17 protein-coding genes are annotated in these 19364 nt (G+C 35.0%); 6 read left to right on the plus strand and 11 right to left on the minus strand.

The window, feature by feature from the left end; genetic code table 11:
* Positions 1–13 precede the first annotated feature (13 nt).
* Together OGZ34_RS03275 and OGZ34_RS03280 are read right to left on the minus strand one after the other, a co-directional pair.
* Positions 14–391, minus strand: coding sequence for a nuclear transport factor 2-like protein (locus tag OGZ34_RS03275; RefSeq protein WP_263362124.1), 378 nt, complete (start codon positions 389–391; stop codon positions 14–16).
* 39 nt (positions 392–430) lie between these two features.
* A complete protein-coding gene (locus OGZ34_RS03280; protein WP_263362125.1) occupies positions 431–1777 on the minus strand; it encodes a polymer-forming cytoskeletal protein in 1347 nt (448 codons plus the stop codon).
* A gap of 200 nt (positions 1778–1977) precedes the next feature.
* On the opposite strand from OGZ34_RS03280, the gene OGZ34_RS03285 reads away from it, so the two are divergent.
* Together OGZ34_RS03285 and OGZ34_RS03290 are read left to right on the plus strand one after the other, a co-directional pair.
* On the plus strand, positions 1978–2385 hold the full coding sequence (locus tag OGZ34_RS03285) for a helix-turn-helix domain-containing protein (RefSeq protein ID WP_263362126.1): 408 nt from the start codon (positions 1978–1980) through the stop codon (positions 2383–2385).
* Between the two features lie 997 nt (positions 2386–3382).
* A complete protein-coding gene (locus OGZ34_RS03290) occupies positions 3383–4675 on the plus strand; it encodes an aminopeptidase P family protein (protein WP_173965028.1) in 1293 nt (430 codons plus the stop codon).
* 60 nt (positions 4676–4735) lie between these two features.
* On the opposite strand, the gene OGZ34_RS03295 is transcribed toward OGZ34_RS03290, so the two are convergent.
* Together OGZ34_RS03295 and OGZ34_RS03300 are read right to left on the minus strand one after the other, a co-directional pair.
* Positions 4736–5254 (minus strand): ferritin, encoded by a 519-nt coding sequence (locus tag OGZ34_RS03295; RefSeq protein ID WP_263362127.1) that lies wholly within the window; start codon positions 5252–5254, stop codon positions 4736–4738.
* A gap of 89 nt (positions 5255–5343) precedes the next feature.
* Positions 5344–5700, minus strand: coding sequence for a hypothetical protein (locus tag OGZ34_RS03300; protein ID WP_017497689.1), 357 nt, complete (start codon positions 5698–5700; stop codon positions 5344–5346).
* Between the two features lie 180 nt (positions 5701–5880).
* Between OGZ34_RS03300 and OGZ34_RS03305 the strand changes: the two genes are divergently transcribed.
* A complete protein-coding gene (locus OGZ34_RS03305; RefSeq protein ID WP_263362128.1) occupies positions 5881–6684 on the plus strand; it encodes a TIGR00266 family protein in 804 nt (267 codons plus the stop codon).
* A gap of 167 nt (positions 6685–6851) precedes the next feature.
* A complete protein-coding gene (locus tag OGZ34_RS03310) occupies positions 6852–7628 on the plus strand; it encodes an alpha/beta fold hydrolase (RefSeq protein WP_263362129.1) in 777 nt (258 codons plus the stop codon).
* A gap of 218 nt (positions 7629–7846) precedes the next feature.
* On the opposite strand, the gene OGZ34_RS03315 is transcribed toward OGZ34_RS03310, so the two are convergent.
* From OGZ34_RS03315 to OGZ34_RS03340, 6 genes are all read right to left on the minus strand, one after another.
* Positions 7847–10612, minus strand: a complete 2766-nt coding sequence (locus OGZ34_RS03315) for a PD-(D/E)XK nuclease family protein (RefSeq protein WP_263362130.1) — start codon at positions 10610–10612, stop codon at positions 7847–7849.
* 63 nt (positions 10613–10675) lie between these two features.
* On the minus strand, positions 10676–12139 hold the full coding sequence (locus OGZ34_RS03320) for an OmpA family protein (protein WP_173965033.1): 1464 nt from the start codon (positions 12137–12139) through the stop codon (positions 10676–10678).
* Positions 12140–12252: 113 nt separating this feature from the next.
* Positions 12253–13446, minus strand: a complete 1194-nt coding sequence (gene kbl, locus OGZ34_RS03325; RefSeq protein WP_173965034.1) for a glycine C-acetyltransferase — start codon at positions 13444–13446, stop codon at positions 12253–12255.
* 80 nt (positions 13447–13526) lie between these two features.
* On the minus strand, positions 13527–16685 hold the full coding sequence (locus tag OGZ34_RS03330) for a UvrD-helicase domain-containing protein (protein ID WP_263362131.1): 3159 nt from the start codon (positions 16683–16685) through the stop codon (positions 13527–13529).
* A 144-nt stretch (positions 16686–16829) separates the two neighbouring features.
* Entirely contained in the window at positions 16830–17429 is a 600-nt protein-coding gene (locus OGZ34_RS03335; protein ID WP_173965036.1) for a lipoprotein signal peptidase, read from the minus strand.
* Between the two features lie 124 nt (positions 17430–17553).
* Complete coding sequence (locus OGZ34_RS03340; protein ID WP_263362132.1) at positions 17554–17769, minus strand: hypothetical protein; 216 nt, start codon at positions 17767–17769, stop codon at positions 17554–17556.
* A 179-nt stretch (positions 17770–17948) separates the two neighbouring features.
* On the opposite strand from OGZ34_RS03340, the gene OGZ34_RS03345 reads away from it, so the two are divergent.
* Entirely contained in the window at positions 17949–18305 is a 357-nt protein-coding gene (locus OGZ34_RS03345) for a roadblock/LC7 domain-containing protein (RefSeq protein WP_263362133.1), read from the plus strand.
* A gap of 33 nt (positions 18306–18338) precedes the next feature.
* Entirely contained in the window at positions 18339–18719 is a 381-nt protein-coding gene (locus OGZ34_RS03350; RefSeq protein WP_017497678.1) for a hypothetical protein, read from the plus strand.
* Positions 18720–18981: 262 nt separating this feature from the next.
* Here the strand turns inward: OGZ34_RS03350 and OGZ34_RS03355 are convergent, their stop codons facing one another.
* Positions 18982–19362, minus strand: coding sequence for a TraR/DksA family transcriptional regulator (locus OGZ34_RS03355; RefSeq protein ID WP_173965039.1), 381 nt, complete (start codon positions 19360–19362; stop codon positions 18982–18984).
* Positions 19363–19364: the final 2 nt, after the last annotated feature.

Here is a 19364-nt window from a genome sequence, read left to right on the forward strand (position 1 = left end):
TCCAGTTTTATAATTAGCTAATATCACTCAATTTTAAAATCTTATTATCTAAAAATTCAAAAACAGATTTCCCCTTCAAGTTTAATTCTTCTCCCGCTTTCATTCCGTTAGGAAAATCCATCGCCAAAACAGCATGGTAATCAATTTCAATCTCTGTTTTAGACTCAAAATGATTCAATACAGTAATTACTTGTGATCTGGTGGAAAAGTAGGCTTTTGCATTTTCGGCTTGTTCTTTAAATTCATTTAGTCCGTTTAAAGTCATATTTACTTCACCGTTCTGAATGTTTTCAAAAACAATATCCCGACTAAAGTCAGTTGTCATTTTATCAATATCGAATTGATTGTAACCTTCAACGTAATTCTTAATTATTCTTTCTCTATCAATCATAATCTGTTTTATTTTATATTTAAAGCCTGATTAAAGAAATTAGTTTAATCCAAGACGCCCGAATTTAACCTTATATTTTTGAACATAGCTATCCCATTTCGGTTTATTTTCTCCATTATTATAAAGAGATGCCGCATAATCAACAACTTCTTTACTAAAGTGATTCCCAAAAATAGCGTCAAGATGCTGTATTCCGGAATCAATTACACTTTTTAAAATAGATAATTTATCCTTTCCGTTTTCTTTGCAAATCTTGTCGAGCCACAATCCTTTACCAATTTTCACATATGCTTCAAGTAAACTATCGGTGATAAATTCAGAAGGAACATCATTAATGTTCGGTTCGTGTTTACCTTTTTTAAAAGTTGTAATAATTAATTCTTCCGAATAAAAACGCCCGGGAATCAATGAAACCAATGTCCCACTTTGAGCTGCTTTCCAGCAAAGTTCTTCGGTTATAAATTGATCGGGAATTACCTGAAGTGCAAAACCATCCTTACCGACTAATTTCTCGCAAATTTCAGACGTAATAAAATCTTTGTCCACAAACGGTAACGCATGATGGGTGATATTCAGTGCAATATCGCACAATCCTCTCGTCTTAAATTGAAGCGGAACTATTTTTAAATCTCTGTAATTGGACGAAACTCTCTTTTGCCAATATTCCTGGTTTTTAGGCAACGGATTACTTTCTTTTAAAACCAACTCACCCTCCTCCAACTCTCTTTTCAATTCTTCAAAAGTGGTTATTAGAGGATTATTAAGGTGTTTTCGCAATTTGGCTGAAATAACTTCTTCGTCACTGTCCTCATCATATTCGGATTCATTTTCAGGATCCATGTCGTCTGTTTTATCATTATAATAAAACAAGTCATTTTTACGATCCGCAACTGTGGTATAATGATCCTCCACTATAAAAACCGGAGCTTCAATACAGCCCGAACATTTAAAATTACCGTGATTATAAGAAGTCATTACTACTTCTTTCGCAATAACGTTGCCTTCAATTTCGACATACGAACCTCCCAACAACATGCTTTGACAACTTACGTCTCCTTTAATAAAAACATAAGGACCGTAATCGCCTTCGGCATTTATAATTGTTCCGCTAACAGAAAGATTTCCATTTATTAAAACTCCTTCGATTCTAAGATCTCCCATTTCTTTTAAGGGAAGATTTAATACATTGGCAAGCCATTTTTTCTCTTTATCCTCATAAAGGTCCAAATAAAAATTGCCTTCAAAATTTACACTTTCGGGTGCAACCAAAAAGAAATCCTCCTCTTCCCATTCATCAAAATAATCGAAACCTTCTCGATCGATTAAAGTTGGATATTGCGATTTAACTTCTTTGATTGTAATTAATTTGAAACCTAAATGATGCATTTTATTTTTTATTGGGCAGTTGTTTTTATGCTAGATTATACAATATTACGCAATACTGTCATTTCTTTAAAATCAAAACAAGTAAGAAAAGTTGTATTTTTACAACATTGGAAAACAATTTACAAAATGTATCCCACAAGTGAATACTTGTTTTCGACCAAAACCAAAAAATGTAAAAAAAAATTAAATATCTTTGAGCTATGAGCACAGCACCAAAACCTAAACATATCGGTCGAAATATTAGCCGAATTAGAGAACTGAGAGATATGAAACAGGAAGCCCTTGCACAAGCAATTGGCACAACCCAGCAATCGATCTCTATTATTGAAGGAAGCGAAAGCGTTGATGACGAAAAACTTAAAAAAATCGCTGAAGCTTTAGGTGTACCGGCTGAAGTGATAAAAAATTTTACAGAAGACGCTGTTTTTAATATTATTGGAAACACTTATCATAATGATGCTTCTTCTATAAAAAATAATAATTGCACTTTTAACCCGTTAGACAAACTTCTTGAATCTTACGAAGAGAATAAAAAGCTTTACGAACGTTTGGTTGAAGCTGAAAGAGAGAAAGTGACTCTGTTAGAAAATTTACTAAAGCAAAAATAAGCCCGAATTATATACTTATAGAAAAACCGAAGTTTTAGAGGCTTCGGTTTTTTTATACCCCAGATTAAAATGATTTTAAAAGATTTCTTATCAGTACATTGACTGAAAACGGTAAATTTCAAAAAACGCTCTGAAAGAGCTTTAGCAATAGGATGGTACAAAGTGCCATCGGGAAAAAACACATTGGCATATAAGCCCTGAAAGGGCGAAAGCCTAATCTCAAAGAAAACATTCTTAAGATCATACATCTTGTTTATTTAACTTACTTCATAAGTGCTTTTACCCTTTCAGGGTAATACTTACTGTTCGTTTAGTTTGTAGTGCGCTGCACTACGTTGTTGCTTTTGGGCTTTCAGCCAGTTTTAAAAATCTCGAAAACTTATAATCACAAATCCGAGCGATCAGATTAATGTGCTGTCTTATTAAATAGAACAATTTAATATTTTTCCGTTTCTTAAAAAACGAATTCGCGTGAGGGATAGAGGCGGTATCCTTTTATGAAGTGAAACGGAATAAAAGATATAGCCGAAAGCCCGACCCGTAGGGGCACGCCAATATTGAAATTCTAAGTTGCTGCTATTTTCTCAATGTTGTCATTTCGACGAAGGAGAAATCACATACGCCAATCGGCAAAGATTGACGACCTCTATTGCGGAGTTTCTAATGCGATCTCTCCTGCGTCGAGATGACAAAACTGTGGCTAAGACTAATTGTAAAAAGAAAAAACCTGCGAAATCTGCGTGAAACAAAACCGCCAATCTCTATCGAGTTACTAGTGTGATTCTTCGTTCCTCAGAATGACAAGATTGCGATTACTTTGCAACTTCGCGAGAAAAAAACTAGCGTACTTTGCGTAAACCCTAGCGCCCTTTGCGGTTATCCCTCAACTTCGCTCAGAATAACACAAAAACAAATAATAAAACTTTAAGAAATCAATTTCATGCTGTTTGCTGAAAAAACGTAATTTTGAAATTCGAAGTTCAAAAACCGAATTATTATGAAATATCACCAAATAAACAGCGCTCTTTTTGTAAAAAACCGCAAAAAATTCACGGCAGAAATGAAACCTAATTCAGTTGCCGTTTTTAATTCCAATGACATTTACCCTGTTAGTGCCGACAGTACTTTGCCATTTGCACAACACAGAGATATTTTTTATCTGAGCGGTGTAGATCAGGAAGAAAGTATTTTGCTTTTGTTTCCCGATGCTCCTTACGAGAGTCAAAAAGAAATTCTTTTCCTAAAAGAAACCAGCGAACACATTGCAATCTGGGAAGGTGAAAAACTGACTAAAGAACGTGCTTTTCAGGTTTCAGGAATCAGAACGGTGTATTGGTTACAGGATTTTCATAAGATTTTGAACGAAATGATGACGTATGCCGATACGATGTACATCAACACCAACGAACATTACCGCGCTACAGTGGAGACAGAAACCCGTGAAGCTCGTTTTGTAAAATGGTGGAAAGAACATTATCCGGCACACAATGTAGCAAAAAGCAACCCGATTTTACAACGCCTTCGTTCTGTAAAAGAAAGTGAAGAACTTGATTTGATTCAGCAGGCTTGTGATATTACCGAAAAAGGTTTCCGCAGATTATTATCATTTGTAAAACCAAATGTTACCGAATACGAAATCGAAGCCGAATTAATTCACGAATTCATTCGCAACCGTTCTAAAGGTTTTGCTTACACGCCAATTATTGCTTCAGGAAACAATGCTAATGTTTTGCATTATATCGAAAACAATCAGCAATGTAAAGACGGAGATTTAATTTTACTGGATGTTGCTGCCGAATACGCCAACTACTCGAGCGATTTATCACGTACAATTCCGGTTTCAGGAAGATATACCGAAAGACAAAAAGCAGTTTACAATGCCGTTTTGAGAGTAAAAAACGAAGCTACAAAAATGTTGACTCCGGGAACTCTTTGGAAGCAATACCATGTTGAAGTGGGTAAAATCATGACCTCTGAATTACTTGGTCTAGGTTTGATCGACAAAGCCGATGTTCAGAACGAAAATCCGGAATGGCCAGCCTACAAAAAATATTTTATGCACGGAACATCTCACCACATGGGACTGGACACGCACGATTACGGATTACTTCACGAACCAATGAAAGCCAATATGGTTTTTACCGTTGAACCGGGAATCTACATTCCGGCAGAAGGATTCGGAATTCGTTTAGAAGACAACGTTGTGGTACAGGAAAAAGGAGAGCCTTTTAACCTAATGCGTAACATTCCGATTGAAGCTGACGAGATTGAGAGTTTGATGAATGAATAGATAAGAAAAAAGCCCTTAATAAATTTTATTAAGGGCTTTTTCAATTTTATAAATCAACTATTATGCGATTTTTGCGATTTGCACATCCAACTGGAATTTGCCGGCAGCTTCACTTTCATCAATCAACTCAAAAAGCTCTAAAGCTCTTCTTGCGTTTTTCTCTTCTTCTCTCTGCTCAGCAACATACCACATCATAAAATCTTCTGTAGCATAGTCATTTTCAGCTCTACATTTTGCAATTACTTTATTCACTGCTTGTGTAACTGCAATTTCATTCTGCAAAGCAATTTCAAATACTTCTCTCAAAGAAGCAAATTCCTGCTGCACTTCTGGAATAGACGGCGTAATGGCAATCCCTCCCATATCTGTAATATATTTGAAAACTTTTAGGAAATGCTCTCTTTCTTCTTCGGCTTGTTTGTACAAATAAGATGCTGTATTAGCATAACCATTTCTATCTAACCATGCAGCCATAGCTAAATATTTGTTAGAAGCGTCACTTTCTAATTTTGCTTGTAAGTTTAATATATTTTCTACACTTTCAACTAATGAAGTACGTGTTCTTAATAAATCTTTCATATCCTCTAATTTTTATATCTGTAAAATTACAAAAATTAAAGAAGGCTCCTCTAACTGCTTGAAAATTTGGATTTGATCTAAGTAAGAATCTAAATAAGCTCTACGTTTACAATGTTACAAAGCATAGAATGTAAAGTGAGGGTAAATTTAGTTCCGTTTAATAAATCTCTTAACTGCACTATTTCACAGATAGTAAGATTTCTGGAAAAATTTCTTTTGGTGGTTTCAATCAATTGTGCGTCTGACCGGTCAGATAAGTCATAAAGCATATTAAGAATGTCAACGCTATTAACCTTTCTTTGAAAAATCAAAAAATCATGAATTTTGTAACTTGACACTGTATCTACAAAATTGATAATTATACTATTGGTCAAATCACATTGATAACTGTATCCTTTTTCGGTTTCAAATAAAACTTTGGTGGTCAAATCACTAACTAACGCCATTCTGATAAAATATAATAACGTTGCAAAAATATAGAATTTAAAGCAATAAAAAACATAATTAAGACTAATTTAAAATAACAAAATCATTTAATGTTCTTAAAAACAACGGTAACTCACTAAAGAGTGTAACATTCTACGGCATTATTAGTCTAATTTTAAAAACAAATAAATTAAGAAATTATGCAAGCACACGAAATAGATTATCAGATTTTTGGTGAAGAAATGCAATATGTTGAAATAGAACTGGACCCGCAGGAAATTGTAATTGCCGAAGCCGGCAGTTTCATGATGATGGAAAACAATATCCAGATGGAAACGATATTTGGAGACGGTTCTCAACAACAAGGCTCAGGTTTGTTTGGCAAACTTTTAAACGCAGGTAAAAGAGTTCTTACCGGCGAAAGTTTATTTATGACAGCATTTTTAAACCAAGGCAATAGCAAAAGCAAAGTTTCATTTGCGTCGCCATATCCTGGAAAAATCCTTCCAATTGATTTAACAGAATTTCAAGGCAAATTTATCTGCCAAAAAAGCTCGTTTTTATGCGCTGCTAAAGGTGTTTCTGTCGGAATAGAATTTTCTCAGAAACTTGGACGTGGTTTATTTGGCGGTGAAGGCTTTATTATGCAGAAAATCGAAGGAGACGGAATGGCATTTGTACATTCGGGCGGAACAATGGCTAAAAAAGTATTGGGGCCAGGCGAAGTCCTAAAAGTAGATACCGGATGCATCATTGGTTTTACCAAAGATGTAGATTATGATATTGAATTTATTGGCGGAATTAAGAATTCTATTTTTGGTGGCGAAGGATTATTTTATGCCACATTAAAAGGTCCCGGAACGGTTTACATACAATCATTGCCTTTCTCGAGACTGGCTGACCGCATTATTGCATCTGCACCAAAATCTGGCGGAAACAGCCGCGAAGAAGGCAGTCTTCTTGGCGGATTAGGAAATCTTTTAGATGGTGATAACCGATTTTAATTTGTAATGGCTTTCAGAAATGGAAGCCATTTTTAATTCGTTCACAAACCCTATTTTGCTATAAATAAATTTATTCCCGTTTTAAAGATTTCCCAATTAAATCAAGACATCTCGATATTTTACTTCAGCTTTCTTAACTTTGTGCCTGACAACAAAAAAAGTTCATTTTGAAAACGCTTTTATACAAAAATACCAAAATATCATACTCAGATTCGGGAACTGGAAATGCAATTGTTTTACTTCACGGCTTTCTGGAAAACAAAAAAATGTGGAAAGACTATGTTGATTTTTTCTCCGAAAAACATCGCATCATTACGATCGATTTACTGGGACACGGCGAGTCGGATTCTTTGGGATATGTACATGCAATGGAAGACAATGCCAATGCTGTTCACGAAGTTCTAAATCACTTAAAAATTGAGAAAGCTACAATCGTTGGACATTCGATGGGAGGTTACGTAGGTTTGGCTTTCGCCGAATTATTCCCAAAAAGTATCCGAAAACTCGTTTTACTGAATTCTACTTCAAGAGAAGACAGTGCTGAGAAAAAAATCAACCGAACACGTGCAATCAAAGCGGTCAAACAAAACTACATAACATTCGTAAGCCTTGCCATTGGCAACTTGTTTAGCGAAAACAATCGAATCCTATTACAAGACGAAATTGAGAAAGTCAAAATTCAAGCCCTAAAAACTCCGTTACAAGGAATTGTTGCTTCTTTGGAAGGGATGAAAATTAGAAAAGACAGAGCAGCACTCCTTCATCAGAATTTGTTTCCGGTCTTATTGATTCTAGGCAAAAAAGACCCTGTTTTAAATTATGAAGAAAGCATCACCCAAATCAATGACACTACAGCTGAATTGGTTTCTTTTGAAGACGGTCACATGAGCCATATTGAAAACAAAGAAGAACTCAAAACCATATTATTAGGTTTTTTCGAATAAATCAGGAAAATCTAAATATCCAGCTTCTAAAACCCTAAGTCTCTAAGAAGTTTAACCAGGAGCTATTTCCTGCTGTCCGCTATATCTTTTTAGGCAGAAGATTTATGCTAAACCAAAAAACTTCATGATTGCCTAAAAAGGATACCGCTTCCATCAGGGCTAGGGCATCCGGTTTCAAGAAGAAAATTCAATAAGTTAACCATTAATAGTTCGATGGTTTAATCTATCTTTTCTTCAAAAGGAATATCCATATTAAAGATTTCTTTTAGCAACACCACAATCTCTTCCAGATAGCTGTTTAAGATCTCATTCGTAACGGTAACATTCAATTCCTTATCTTCTTTAAATCCAAAAGGCAAAAATCCTGATTTTAGATTTTTAAAAGATATAATCCCAACTTCAATCGGAATATCACCCGCTTCCTTTTCAAACATGAACGCATAGGCCAAAACCTGAATAATTTTATCATTTTTAAGCTCCTGAGTCAATCCGTTCCAGGATTTAAGGATAACGTTCGTCTTTTCAACTTTTCCGGTCTTATAATCAATAATTCTGATTTTACCGTTGCGCAATTCAATTCGATCCACATTTCCTTTAATCAAAACCGGAAATGGCAGATCCGGATGATGCAACTCACGTTCGTATGTTTCTTCTAATGCAATGATCTTAACGGCATCACCATTCTTAAGAGACTCCAGTTCCATTTTTAAAAAATTGGAGACGTTTCGTTTTGCTACTTCAAAGGCCAAAAGATTACGTCCTTTTTTAATTTCTCCTTCTTTATAGACCAGTTTAAATTGTTTTAAGACTTCATCATCCAGTAATTTGAAGCAATTTTCAAGATCCGCTTCCGAGATAAACTTTCCGATAAAAGGTTCGTATAAAGTCTTTAATGTTTCATGAATTATGGTACCAAGGGTATTCAAAGCGATGTTCTCCTCTACCTCTTCAACCTCTCGAATTCGAAGTATTTTTTGAAAATAAAAGTCAATCGGATTTCGAATGTAACTCGTCAAAGCCGAAGGCGAAAAACCCGCGAGTGCAATTTCTTTTAAACGATCCATTACAGCCTCGGATTTCGGGACCACCATTGGCTGATAAGCCGTTGTTGGTAAAACCGGGTTATAGATATCAAAAGTCAAATTGTGTTTGTGTTGTTTTTCTACTTCCAGCTGCGTGATGAAACGGCTACGTTCTCCGGCATCCAGTCCGTCATTTTCGGTATTATAAATCAAATAGATGTTTTTAGCCCTCTGCAATAAATGATAAAAGTGGTAGGTATAAATAGCGTCTTTCTCTTTAAAAGTTGGCAAACCTAATTCGTTTTTAACGTCATAAGGAATAAATGAATTTTGAGATTTCCCGGCCGGGAATTTCCCTTCATTCATAGACGTTACGATTACGGTATCAAAATCCAGCACACGGCTTTCAAGGACACCCATAATCTGCAAACCACGCAAAGGCTCCCCTTCAAACGAAACTTCTGCAACATCGATAATTTGTTTATAGATCGCATGCAAAGTATCTATATTGTCGATATGATTGTGTTTTGTATAATAATTAATCAGCTTATTAATTACTTTAAAAACCGCATAAACAAAAGCCTTGGCAATTTTTTCCTCTTCATTGTCATTGCTAAAATTCTCTTTTATCAGAAGTAAAAGTGCAGAAACATTTTCAAGAACAGCAATCGATCCGCTTTCCCACTTTTGGAAAAGCAATTTAAACAATGGAGACGGATTTAGATTAAGTTCCAAAACCCGGTTATGCGTAATAAAAGTGTAATTATTCTCCTTGATAATCCGCACTAAATTACCGGCATTCGCATACGGTTCAACCAACGGATGCGTCAGGATATCAAGTATATCTTTATAATAAAAAACATAACTTTCCCCTTTACGCGAAAGCGCATTAGTGTGCATTCTGAACAATTTTGCAATTAATATCTGCGACGGGTTGTTCTTTCCGGAATATCCCATCGTAATATTCAAACTTCCAACCGAAGAAGGCAGCGAATATAAAATTGGCATCAGCAAATTTTCCTCACCAAGCACAATAGCCACTTTATCAAGAGCAGTTGCTGGGTTCTCTGTAATAATATTTTCGATAATACTACCCGCCAATTTTGCCTGACCAATAGTTTTGGGTGTACCAATTATCTGAATGTTTTTAGACTGCGAAAAATCATCTACAATCCACTCAAACGGGTTAGCTTTATAATGTTTCCAATTTTCTTTAAAACGTCTGACAAAGAGTCCCGCATCATGATAAGGATCGTTCAGAAAAGTCTGATCGACATCCCAATAAATTTTAGCTTGGCCTAAAGCCAAAAGATGCTGAACAATTTTTTCTTCAGCTGCATTTAAAGCATTAAATCCCGCAAAAATAAAACTTCGTTTTGAAACTGTATTCGAAAAGTGATTAAGGTTGTTTACCGCCTCACGATAAATCAGTCCCTGATAGCCAATTGATTTATTAAGCAAATGATTGTACAACGAATCATAATACAACGGAAGAAGTTTCCAGAAATCAATATAATTTTCTAAAAGTTTGGTTTTATTTTCAACCTCAATCCCCCATTTTTTGATATCTTCAATATCGCTCAAGTAAGACAAAACATGGGAAGGATCTAAAAGATAACGATCGATTTCGTTAAAATCCTGCAGCAGTGTTTTCGCCCAATTGGCAAACAATTCAAAGGACTGCTGCTGTTGTTTTTCGGTTACAGAAAGATAAACTTCATAAAACTCAAACAAAAGTTCAATTGAATCAACCGACCTGATCGACGCTACATCTTGCACAAAATCTTCGATACTAATAATTTCAGGAGAGAGTATCGTTTTCTTAGTCTCATTTTTCAGGGCTTCGATTAAAAAAACTTTCGCTCTTTTATTAGGTAAAATAATGGTTGTTTCAGCAAGTTTAGCCGAATAATCCTGAATTATAACAGTCGCTATTTTTCCGAGAAAGGAAGTGTTTATCATTTGATAAAAATAAAAAAAGCCATTCAATTAAGAATGGCTTTTAGTATTTATTTAGAAAGTAAATTAGATTTTACCTTGGTATTTAGAACCAATGTGTCTAATTTCTGTTCTTCTGTTTTGTGCTTTACCTGCAGCAGTTTTGTTACTTGCAACTGGTTGAGAAGATCCAAATCCTTTAGACTCTAAATTTTCTGGATTAACACCTCTTTCGATTAATGCATTTTTCACAGCGTCAGCTCTTTCTTGAGAAAGTTTGTCGTTGATTTTTGCAGAACCTGTACTATCTGTGTGTCCTTCGATAGCGAATTTCGCGTTTGGATAGTTTTTAAGGATTTCTTTAATAGCATCTAATCTAGCTGGAGTTTCTTTGTCTCCTGTTTTGAAAGTTGCTTTTCCTGAGTTAAAGTAAACCGCTCTAGCTTGAACTTTAAGATCTTCTAAAGCTTCAGTAGTTACTTCAGGACAACCTCTGTTAGAAGCAGGACCAGCTACTGTAGGACAATCATCATCTTTATCAGCAACACCGTCTTTGTCAGCGTCTAAGAAAGGACAACCACCATTTTCTTTAGGACCAGCAACTGTAGGACATTTGTCATCTTTGTCTGGAACACCGTCTCCGTCTGTATCAGGACATCCGTTGAATTGTTTTGGACCAGCAACATCTGGACAAGCATCATCTTTATCAGCAATTCCGTCTCCGTCTTTATCTGGACAACCGTTTAATGCAGCTAAACCAAATTCAGTTGGACAAGCATCACTAGCGTCAACGATTCCGTCTCCGTCAGTATCAGGACATCCGTTGAATTGTTTTAAACCAGCAACATCTGGACAAGCATCATCTTTATCATAGATTCCGTCTCCGTCAGTATCTTTACCTCCGAATTTGAAAACTAGACCAGCAGTGTGTTGAAAGTGAGATGGAGCATCTGGAACACCAGCTTTGTCTTCTCTATCACCACTAACTGACCATTTGTATCTTGTAGCAAGCTCAAGACCAATAGCATCAGTAAACCAGAAAGTAACACCAGCACCTGGGTTAACAGTTCCGTAGCTGCTATCTCCGAAGAAAGTATAACCTCCACCAACAGATAACGAAGGATCAATCACTTTAGATTTGATCAACTCTTGGAAGCTATATTTAATAGTAGCATCAATTCCGTAATACATCAAATCACCAGGATTAGTAACTACATTACCTCTACTATCATGCCCTACAGCAGATGGATTGAAAGTAACATATTTATCGATCTTGTTTACAGATCCTTGTAAACCAACAGAGAAACCGCTACCTACATATCTATTCACACCAATGTAAGATAAAGAAGGAAGGATATTCCAGTTGTCTTTTACAGCGAATGGCTGAGAGAAGTGTTGATCAAAGAAACCACTTCCAGCACCAGAACTTGTTCTAGTGTCAACGGCATTAACTCCGAAAGAGATAGCCCATGGATTGTTACTGTCTTGTGCGTGAGAACTTAAACCCATCACCATCATCACAGCAACTAAAAGTTTGTTAAGATGTTTCATACTTAATTTTTTTAATTACAATTTAGTTAATTACAAGCAAAAGTAACACCAAAATTTTTAAATACAAAATGAAATGTTAAAAAAAACCTACAAAAATTTGACCAAAGTGGGAATTATATAACTTTTAACATTTGTCCGACAACTATAAACGCCTCTATAGCCCTGTCTAAGTGCTCTTTTGTATGTGCTGCAGATAATTGCACTCTAATCCTGGCTTTTTCTTTCGGAACTACAGGGAAGAAGAATCCGATTACATAAATACCTTGTTTCAATAACTCATTAGCCATTGTTTGCGACAATTTTGCATCGTATAGCATTACCGGAACAATCGCTGAATCTCCATCAATGATATCAAAACCGGCTTTTTTCATTCCTTCTTTAAAATAATTAGTATTCCATTCTAACTTATCTCTCAAAGAAGTATCTTGTTCCAACAACTCAAACACCTTTATTGAAGCACCAACAATAGCCGGTGCCAGTGAGTTTGAAAACAAATATGGTCGTGAACGCTGACGCAATAACTCAATTATTTCTTTTTTAGCAGTTGTATAACCTCCCATTGCTCCTCCTAAAGCTTTACCAAGTGTTCCGGTTATAATATCAACCCTTCCCATAACACCTTTGGCTTCAAGAGTCCCTTTTCCTGTTGCTCCAATAAATCCGGCAGCATGACATTCATCCACCATCACCATAGCGTCATATTTATCAGCCAAATCACAAATCTTATCCAAAGGCGCCACAAGACCATCCATTGAGAAAACTCCATCAGTAACAATTAATTTGAATCGTGCACCAGCCTCATTAGCTTTAATTAACTGTTGCTCCAAATCTTCCATATTACTATTTTCATAACGGTAACGCGCCGCTTTACACAAACGAACTCCATCAATAATAGAAGCATGATTTAAACTGTCTGAAATAATAGCATCATTTTCTCCCAGCAGCGGCTCAAAAACACCGCCATTTGCATCAAAAGCAGCAGCATAAAGAATCGTATCTTCTGTACCATAAAAATCTGCTATCTTTTTCTCCAAAGTCTTATGAATATCCTGTGTTCCACAAATAAAGCGTACTGATGACATTCCGAAACCATGTGTATCCATAGCATCTTTTGCTGCCTGCACCACTTGAGGGTGTGACGAAAGCCCTAAATAATTGTTGGCGCAAAAATTCAAAACTTTTTCTCCTGTAGAAATCGTTATCTCTGCATCTTGTGCTGAAGTTATAATGCGTTCTTTCTTGAAAATTCCATTTTCTTCAATCGTTTGCAACTCATTTTGCAAATGTTCTTTTATTTTTCCGTACATTTCTATTTATTTAAAACGTTAAAAATTAACAACTTAAGCCATAAATACCTAACTAAATCCTTAACATCTGATTAATTTTTTCACAAATTTACTATATCGATTTCTGATCCGATGTATACCAATGCTTTTTTTAACACTTTATACCCTAAATCCTCAATAGCTTCCTGATACTCCTGTATTTGCCTGATATATTTTGGATTGATAGCTCCCGTTTTATAATCCAACAAATATGCTTCTCTGCCCCCCGTTAAAACAATTCGATCAGGTTTTAAAATCCTGCCTTCTTTCTGAACAATTGTCTGTTCGTTCAAAATAGTATCCTTTCCATCAAAACAAATACTCAACTCAGGATGATTGACAATTTCCTGGAGCGTCTTCAAAACCATATCTATCTGGTCATTCGTGATCAATCCGTTCTCGATACCTTTTGTAACCGCCAGATCGACATCTGTTTTATCTTTTACAAAAGCCAAAATTTCATGAACTATATTCCCATAAGCAATTGCCTCTTGTTGGTGTGTCCCCCACATTAAAGCCTCACGTTGTGCAATTTTAATATTTTTTGGATTTAGAACTTCTGAGACCACCGGAATCACTTTGACCAGATCAACCGACTTTACCGAACTTGAAAGCCTGGTTTTACTCCCAAACTCGTACTCTAATCTCTCGGCATCATAAACTCCTTTATACATTAAATACCTGATAAAAAAAGAAGCCATATTACTGGGCAATTCGCCGTCTTTTCTTTCTTTTAAAGCTTGCGATACTACATGCAGCTGCTCTTCGGCACGTGTTAATGCCACATACAAAACATTAATATTATCGAGTAATTCTTCCTGCTTTTTCAAATTAAAAACCGCCGAAGCACTTTCACCAAAACCTTCAACCGCGCTACTATTATCAATTAAAGCTTTCGGAACATCTAAGTTCACATCTTCGGTATCGAGCCACAATTTATCTTTTGGCTTTCTATTGTAATCTTCTTCTGCAAATGGCATAATTACAACCGGAAATTCCAATCCTTTTGACTTATGAATCGTCATAATTCTAACAGCATTGTTTCCTTCCGGAGACGGAATACTAAATTTCTCTGCATTTTTATCCCAATAACTTAAAAAATCAGCTATTCCGGCCTGATTTCTCATGTCCCGCTCTAAAACAATATCCAGAAAAAACTGAACATATGCATTCCCCTCGTCAGGAATAACAAATTTCGAAATTATAATTTCTACCGCTTCGTACAATGATTTTTTTCGAACATCTTCAAAAGAAAACGCAACATCAAAAGTCAATAACCATTTTTCAAAATCATCTTCCCTTTTTTGAGCCATTCCCAAAGCAATGAAATCATGAATTGGCATTTGAACCTCTTTGTTCGATCCTAAAAAATGAAGAAAATTAGCTTTTGACTCTAAATCGGCACTATTGTTTAAATATTTCAGCAAATGAACAATCAAACACACCTCTGTAGCATTTTGAATCATTAAAGTTTCAGAAGATAAAAGCGGGATATTTTGTTCTGTTAAATAATTCGCGATTGCAATTCCCTGATCTCTTTTTCGAGTTAAAATCACAATATCTTTGTACTCAAATCCTTCCCTGACTACTTTCTGAATTATATTTAATGTCGCCAAAACATACAAATCTGATTTCTCCACAACTTCTTCTTCGTCCGCAAAATCTGACTTCTCAATTATAGGCAGAAAAGAAATATTGACATATCCTCCTTTTTTCGAATTTACATTCTGAAAACTATGATTTTCATACAAATCTTTATAATCTTCATTTGTAAATTCAGTCGAAATTAATTTAAAAAAATCGTTATTAAACTCAATTACCTCACTATAACTTCGGTAATTTGTATCCAAATGTTTGACTACTTTTTCATGATTAAAAAAAGAAACCTCTTCTTTCCCCAATTCGATAAACTGTTCCGCTTTTCCACCCCTCCATCGATAAATAGATTGTTTCGGATCCCCCACTATCATCAGAGTTCCTTTGTTTCCAAAATCATCCTGACCGGAAAGGGAGTTATGTATTAGCGGAATCAGATTCTGCCATTGCATTTCGGAAGTATCCTGAAATTCATCAATAAAAAAGTGGCGGTATTTCTCCCCTAAACGCTCATAAATGAAGGGCGCGGGCTGATTTTGAATTTCACGATGAATAATCGCATTAAATTCAGAAATAGACAAAATATTTTGTTCTGATTGAATTTTCGCCAATTCGTTACTAACAGTATTCAAAAGCGAAAGTGGTGTAATATTTTTCAGGAACGCTTTATAAAAATCCCTTTTCTCAAAGTTCTTATAGATTTTTTCCAGAATTTGAAGCAGTTCCGGAATTATATTTTCGATTAACGCTCTGTCTTTTGCCGTTTTATTAATCGCAATATCATCAAATTCATGGAAAGTTTTATTACGGGGATTAAATTTTCCATCGCGAATACTCTCTAAATGGTTTGGAAACGTTCCGCGTGAAAATGATTTTAAATCAATTCCATTTTTATCTATTAAAGCAAGTGCTTCTGTAGCAAAATTTTCATTTTCAGCTTCCAATTCTTTACACAAAGCCTGCATTTTCTTTTTGATGACAACAAACTCTTCAATAGATTTATCCTGAAAATGGGAGATCTCATTCCGATTGTTTTCATTCAAAACCAACCTTCCTGTTTCTAATATTTCACGAGAAACATCCCAACTTTTATCATCGTCGGTTTTCTCCATCGTAAAATCAATCAACAACTTAGTTAATGTTTCGTCCTGGCCTGCTTGCGCAATAATAGCATCAACAGCTTCAATTAACAAATTCTCGGTATCCAAAGTGACCTCGAAAGTCATTGGCAAATTAAGATCATGCGCGAAAGCACGAATTACTTTGTGGGTAAATTTATCAATAGTAGAAATATCAAAAGCAGCATAATTATGAATCAGATGCTTTATAATATTTTGAGACTTTAATTTGATTTTAACAATTGAAAGCCCTGTATCACGAGACAAGTCCTCCATCAAGTCAACTGCTTTCGCAGAAGGTTCTTCTTTTGCAAACTCCGACAAACTTCCCACAATACGGCTTTTCATTTCATGAACCGCCTTATTCGTAAAAGTAATCGCTAAAATATTTCGATAGGCATCATTTCTTGGAGAAGAAAGAATAATTTTGAGATACTCTTTCACCAAAGTATAGGTCTTTCCAGAGCCTGCAGATGCATCGTAGATAGAGAAAGACGGACTTTGCATGAGTTTAGTTTTTCGTACGGTAAAAATAACACATTAAAATATGAAATCCCAATAAAGCAAAAATTCCAAATTCCAATAACTAACTCTTTTATCAAGCAGCTATTGGAATTTGGAATTTTAAATATTTCAGTTTTTCTACAACAACTAGGCAGTTTTAGGAAAGGCTCTTTTATTAAAAACCAACAATATACCTACTCCTGTAGAAATTGCTACATCGGCAACATTAAAGATCGCATTAAAAAAAGAAACTTCTTCACCACCCCAGTAAGGGAACCAAGACGGTAAAGTACCTCTCCAGATTGGAAAGTAAAACATGTCTACCACTAAACCGTGAAACCATGTTCCATAAGGCTCTGGTGAGAAAAGGGTTGCCAGATTACCATGACTACCATCAAAGACAATCCCATAAAATACCGAATCAATTATATTTCCGGCTGCTCCGGCAAAAATCAACGCTATAGCTACAATTAAGTAATTTGAATAACGTTTCTTAACCGAATCTGCCAACCAGTATCCAATTCCTACTACAGCAAAAATTCTAAAAACAGTTAGAAATAGTTTACCATATTCACCAGGTATCTTTGTCCCCCAGGCCATTCCTTCATTTTCAATAAAGTGAATTCTAAACCAGTCAAAAATTACTACTTCATCACCTAAAACAAAGTTTGTTTTTACATAGATTTTTGAAAGCTGATCGACAATTAAAACTAAAAATATAAGGAAATACGCTTTTCGTAATGACATTTTATTAAATTTTGATGGGGCAAAAGTAACAATTTAATCAAAAAAAACGCCCCTATCGGAGCGTTAATTGTTTTTGGAGATAAACCAGCAACTGCCAAAGCATTTTAGTCCTTTAACTGAAGCTCTATTTTTCAACATTTGACCGAACCGTTTTTTTAGGTGGATCCGCAAAGAAATCTGAAATAGATTTAAGCAATCCTTTACCTTCTTTTCCCGCTGTCCCATTCTTGACTTCAGCCTTCTTTATCTGAGTTTTAAACTGTATACGAATCTTTTCAAATTCCTTCATTCGATGCTCAACATCGGAGTTCACTTCTTTGAATTTCAATACTTTAGCCATTTTATAAGATTTTTATGTTAAATAAATAAAATTATAATGATTTGATATTACAATGATACATAATTTAATTTATATTTGTTAATAAAAATTAACACTTGTTTAGACTAAAAGATCATATTTACCTCTCACGCAGTATTAAAACGAAAAGAATTTAACAACTTTCCTAAATCTTACAAAATATGAATGAAATCACAACTACTCTAAACGATTTTCTACTTACTACCAAATCTTCCGCAGCATTAATCATTAATGGGAAAGGAAAATTAATCACATCACTTCATTTAGATTATGCGGATAGTATCGCCGCAATGAGCTCGGCCATCGTATCGATGAGCGACAAACTTTTATTAGATCTCGAAAAAGGCTCTTTAAAGCAACTTTTTTTAAAAACCACAGAAGGAGTTGTTGTGGGAAACAAAATAAGCGGCACAAATTTTATTATTACATTTTCAAAAGACGGCAGTAACCTCGGTTTATTACTACGATCGACCGAAGAAACAGCTACGGAACTAAGCAAAAATTCTTTGTTAAAATAACATATTTCTATTAACACCAAACCCCGAAAAACTATGAGTAATGACTTTTTAAACGTTTTTTTGAATGAAATGAAAACTAACGTAAACGGCTTTATTGCAGTAGCTGTAACAGAAATCGAATCAGGATTAAGCTTTGGAAACCTGACAACAGATCCGGCATTTGACCCTGAACTTGCAGCAGCTTACAATCTCGAAGTTGTGAAAGCAAAATTAAGTGCAGTAAAAGCTTTAAATTTAAACCAGGAAATCGAAGACATTTTGATTACTCTTTCCAATCAAATTCACATCATCGACATTTCTCCCAACAAAAAGTTCATGATCTATCTTGCCGCAGATTCGACTAAAGCAAATTTAGGAATGACAAGAGCCGTTTTAAGAAAACACAAATTAGAATTAGAAAAAAACTTAGCTTAAACTCAAGCTTATTTTATTAATTAGAACTGTCTGCAAAGAAGACAGTTCTAATTAATACTACTTCTTTCCTACGTAAAAACTCCTGTTTCTTTAAATTCTTACAAAAACAAACAACCCAATTTTACTACATCTTTATTTATTTATAGTAAAATTCTCTCTTTAAAGAATTATCTTTACTTCAACAAAGCTGCTCAAACATTAAACAAAAAAAAACGCCCCTAAAAGGAGCGTTTTATTTTATAGAGTACAAAAACCCTGGATTTTATCTCTGCAAGTTTTTAGCTTCGATACTCATTGTAGCATGAGGAACGATTTTAAGCCTTTCTTTGCTAATTAATTTACCTGTTACTTTACAAATACCATAGGTTTTATTTTCAACACGGAATAGTGCGTTTTTTAGATCGCGAATAAACTTTTCCTGTCTGATAGCCAACTGTGAGTTTGCCTCTTTAGACATTGTTTCGCTTCCTTCTTCAAATGCTTTAAAAGTTGGAGAAGTATCATCTGTACCGTTATTCAAATCATTCATGTAAGCACTTTTAATTAAATCCAGATCGGCTTGTGCTTTTTGTATTTTAATTTGAATTATTTCTTTGAACTCTGCTAAATCAGCATCAGAGTATCTTGTAATTTCATCTATCATAT

Source organism: Flavobacterium collinsii, assembly GCF_946903285.1.
Classification (GTDB): Bacteria; Bacteroidota; Bacteroidia; order Flavobacteriales; family Flavobacteriaceae; genus Flavobacterium; species Flavobacterium collinsii.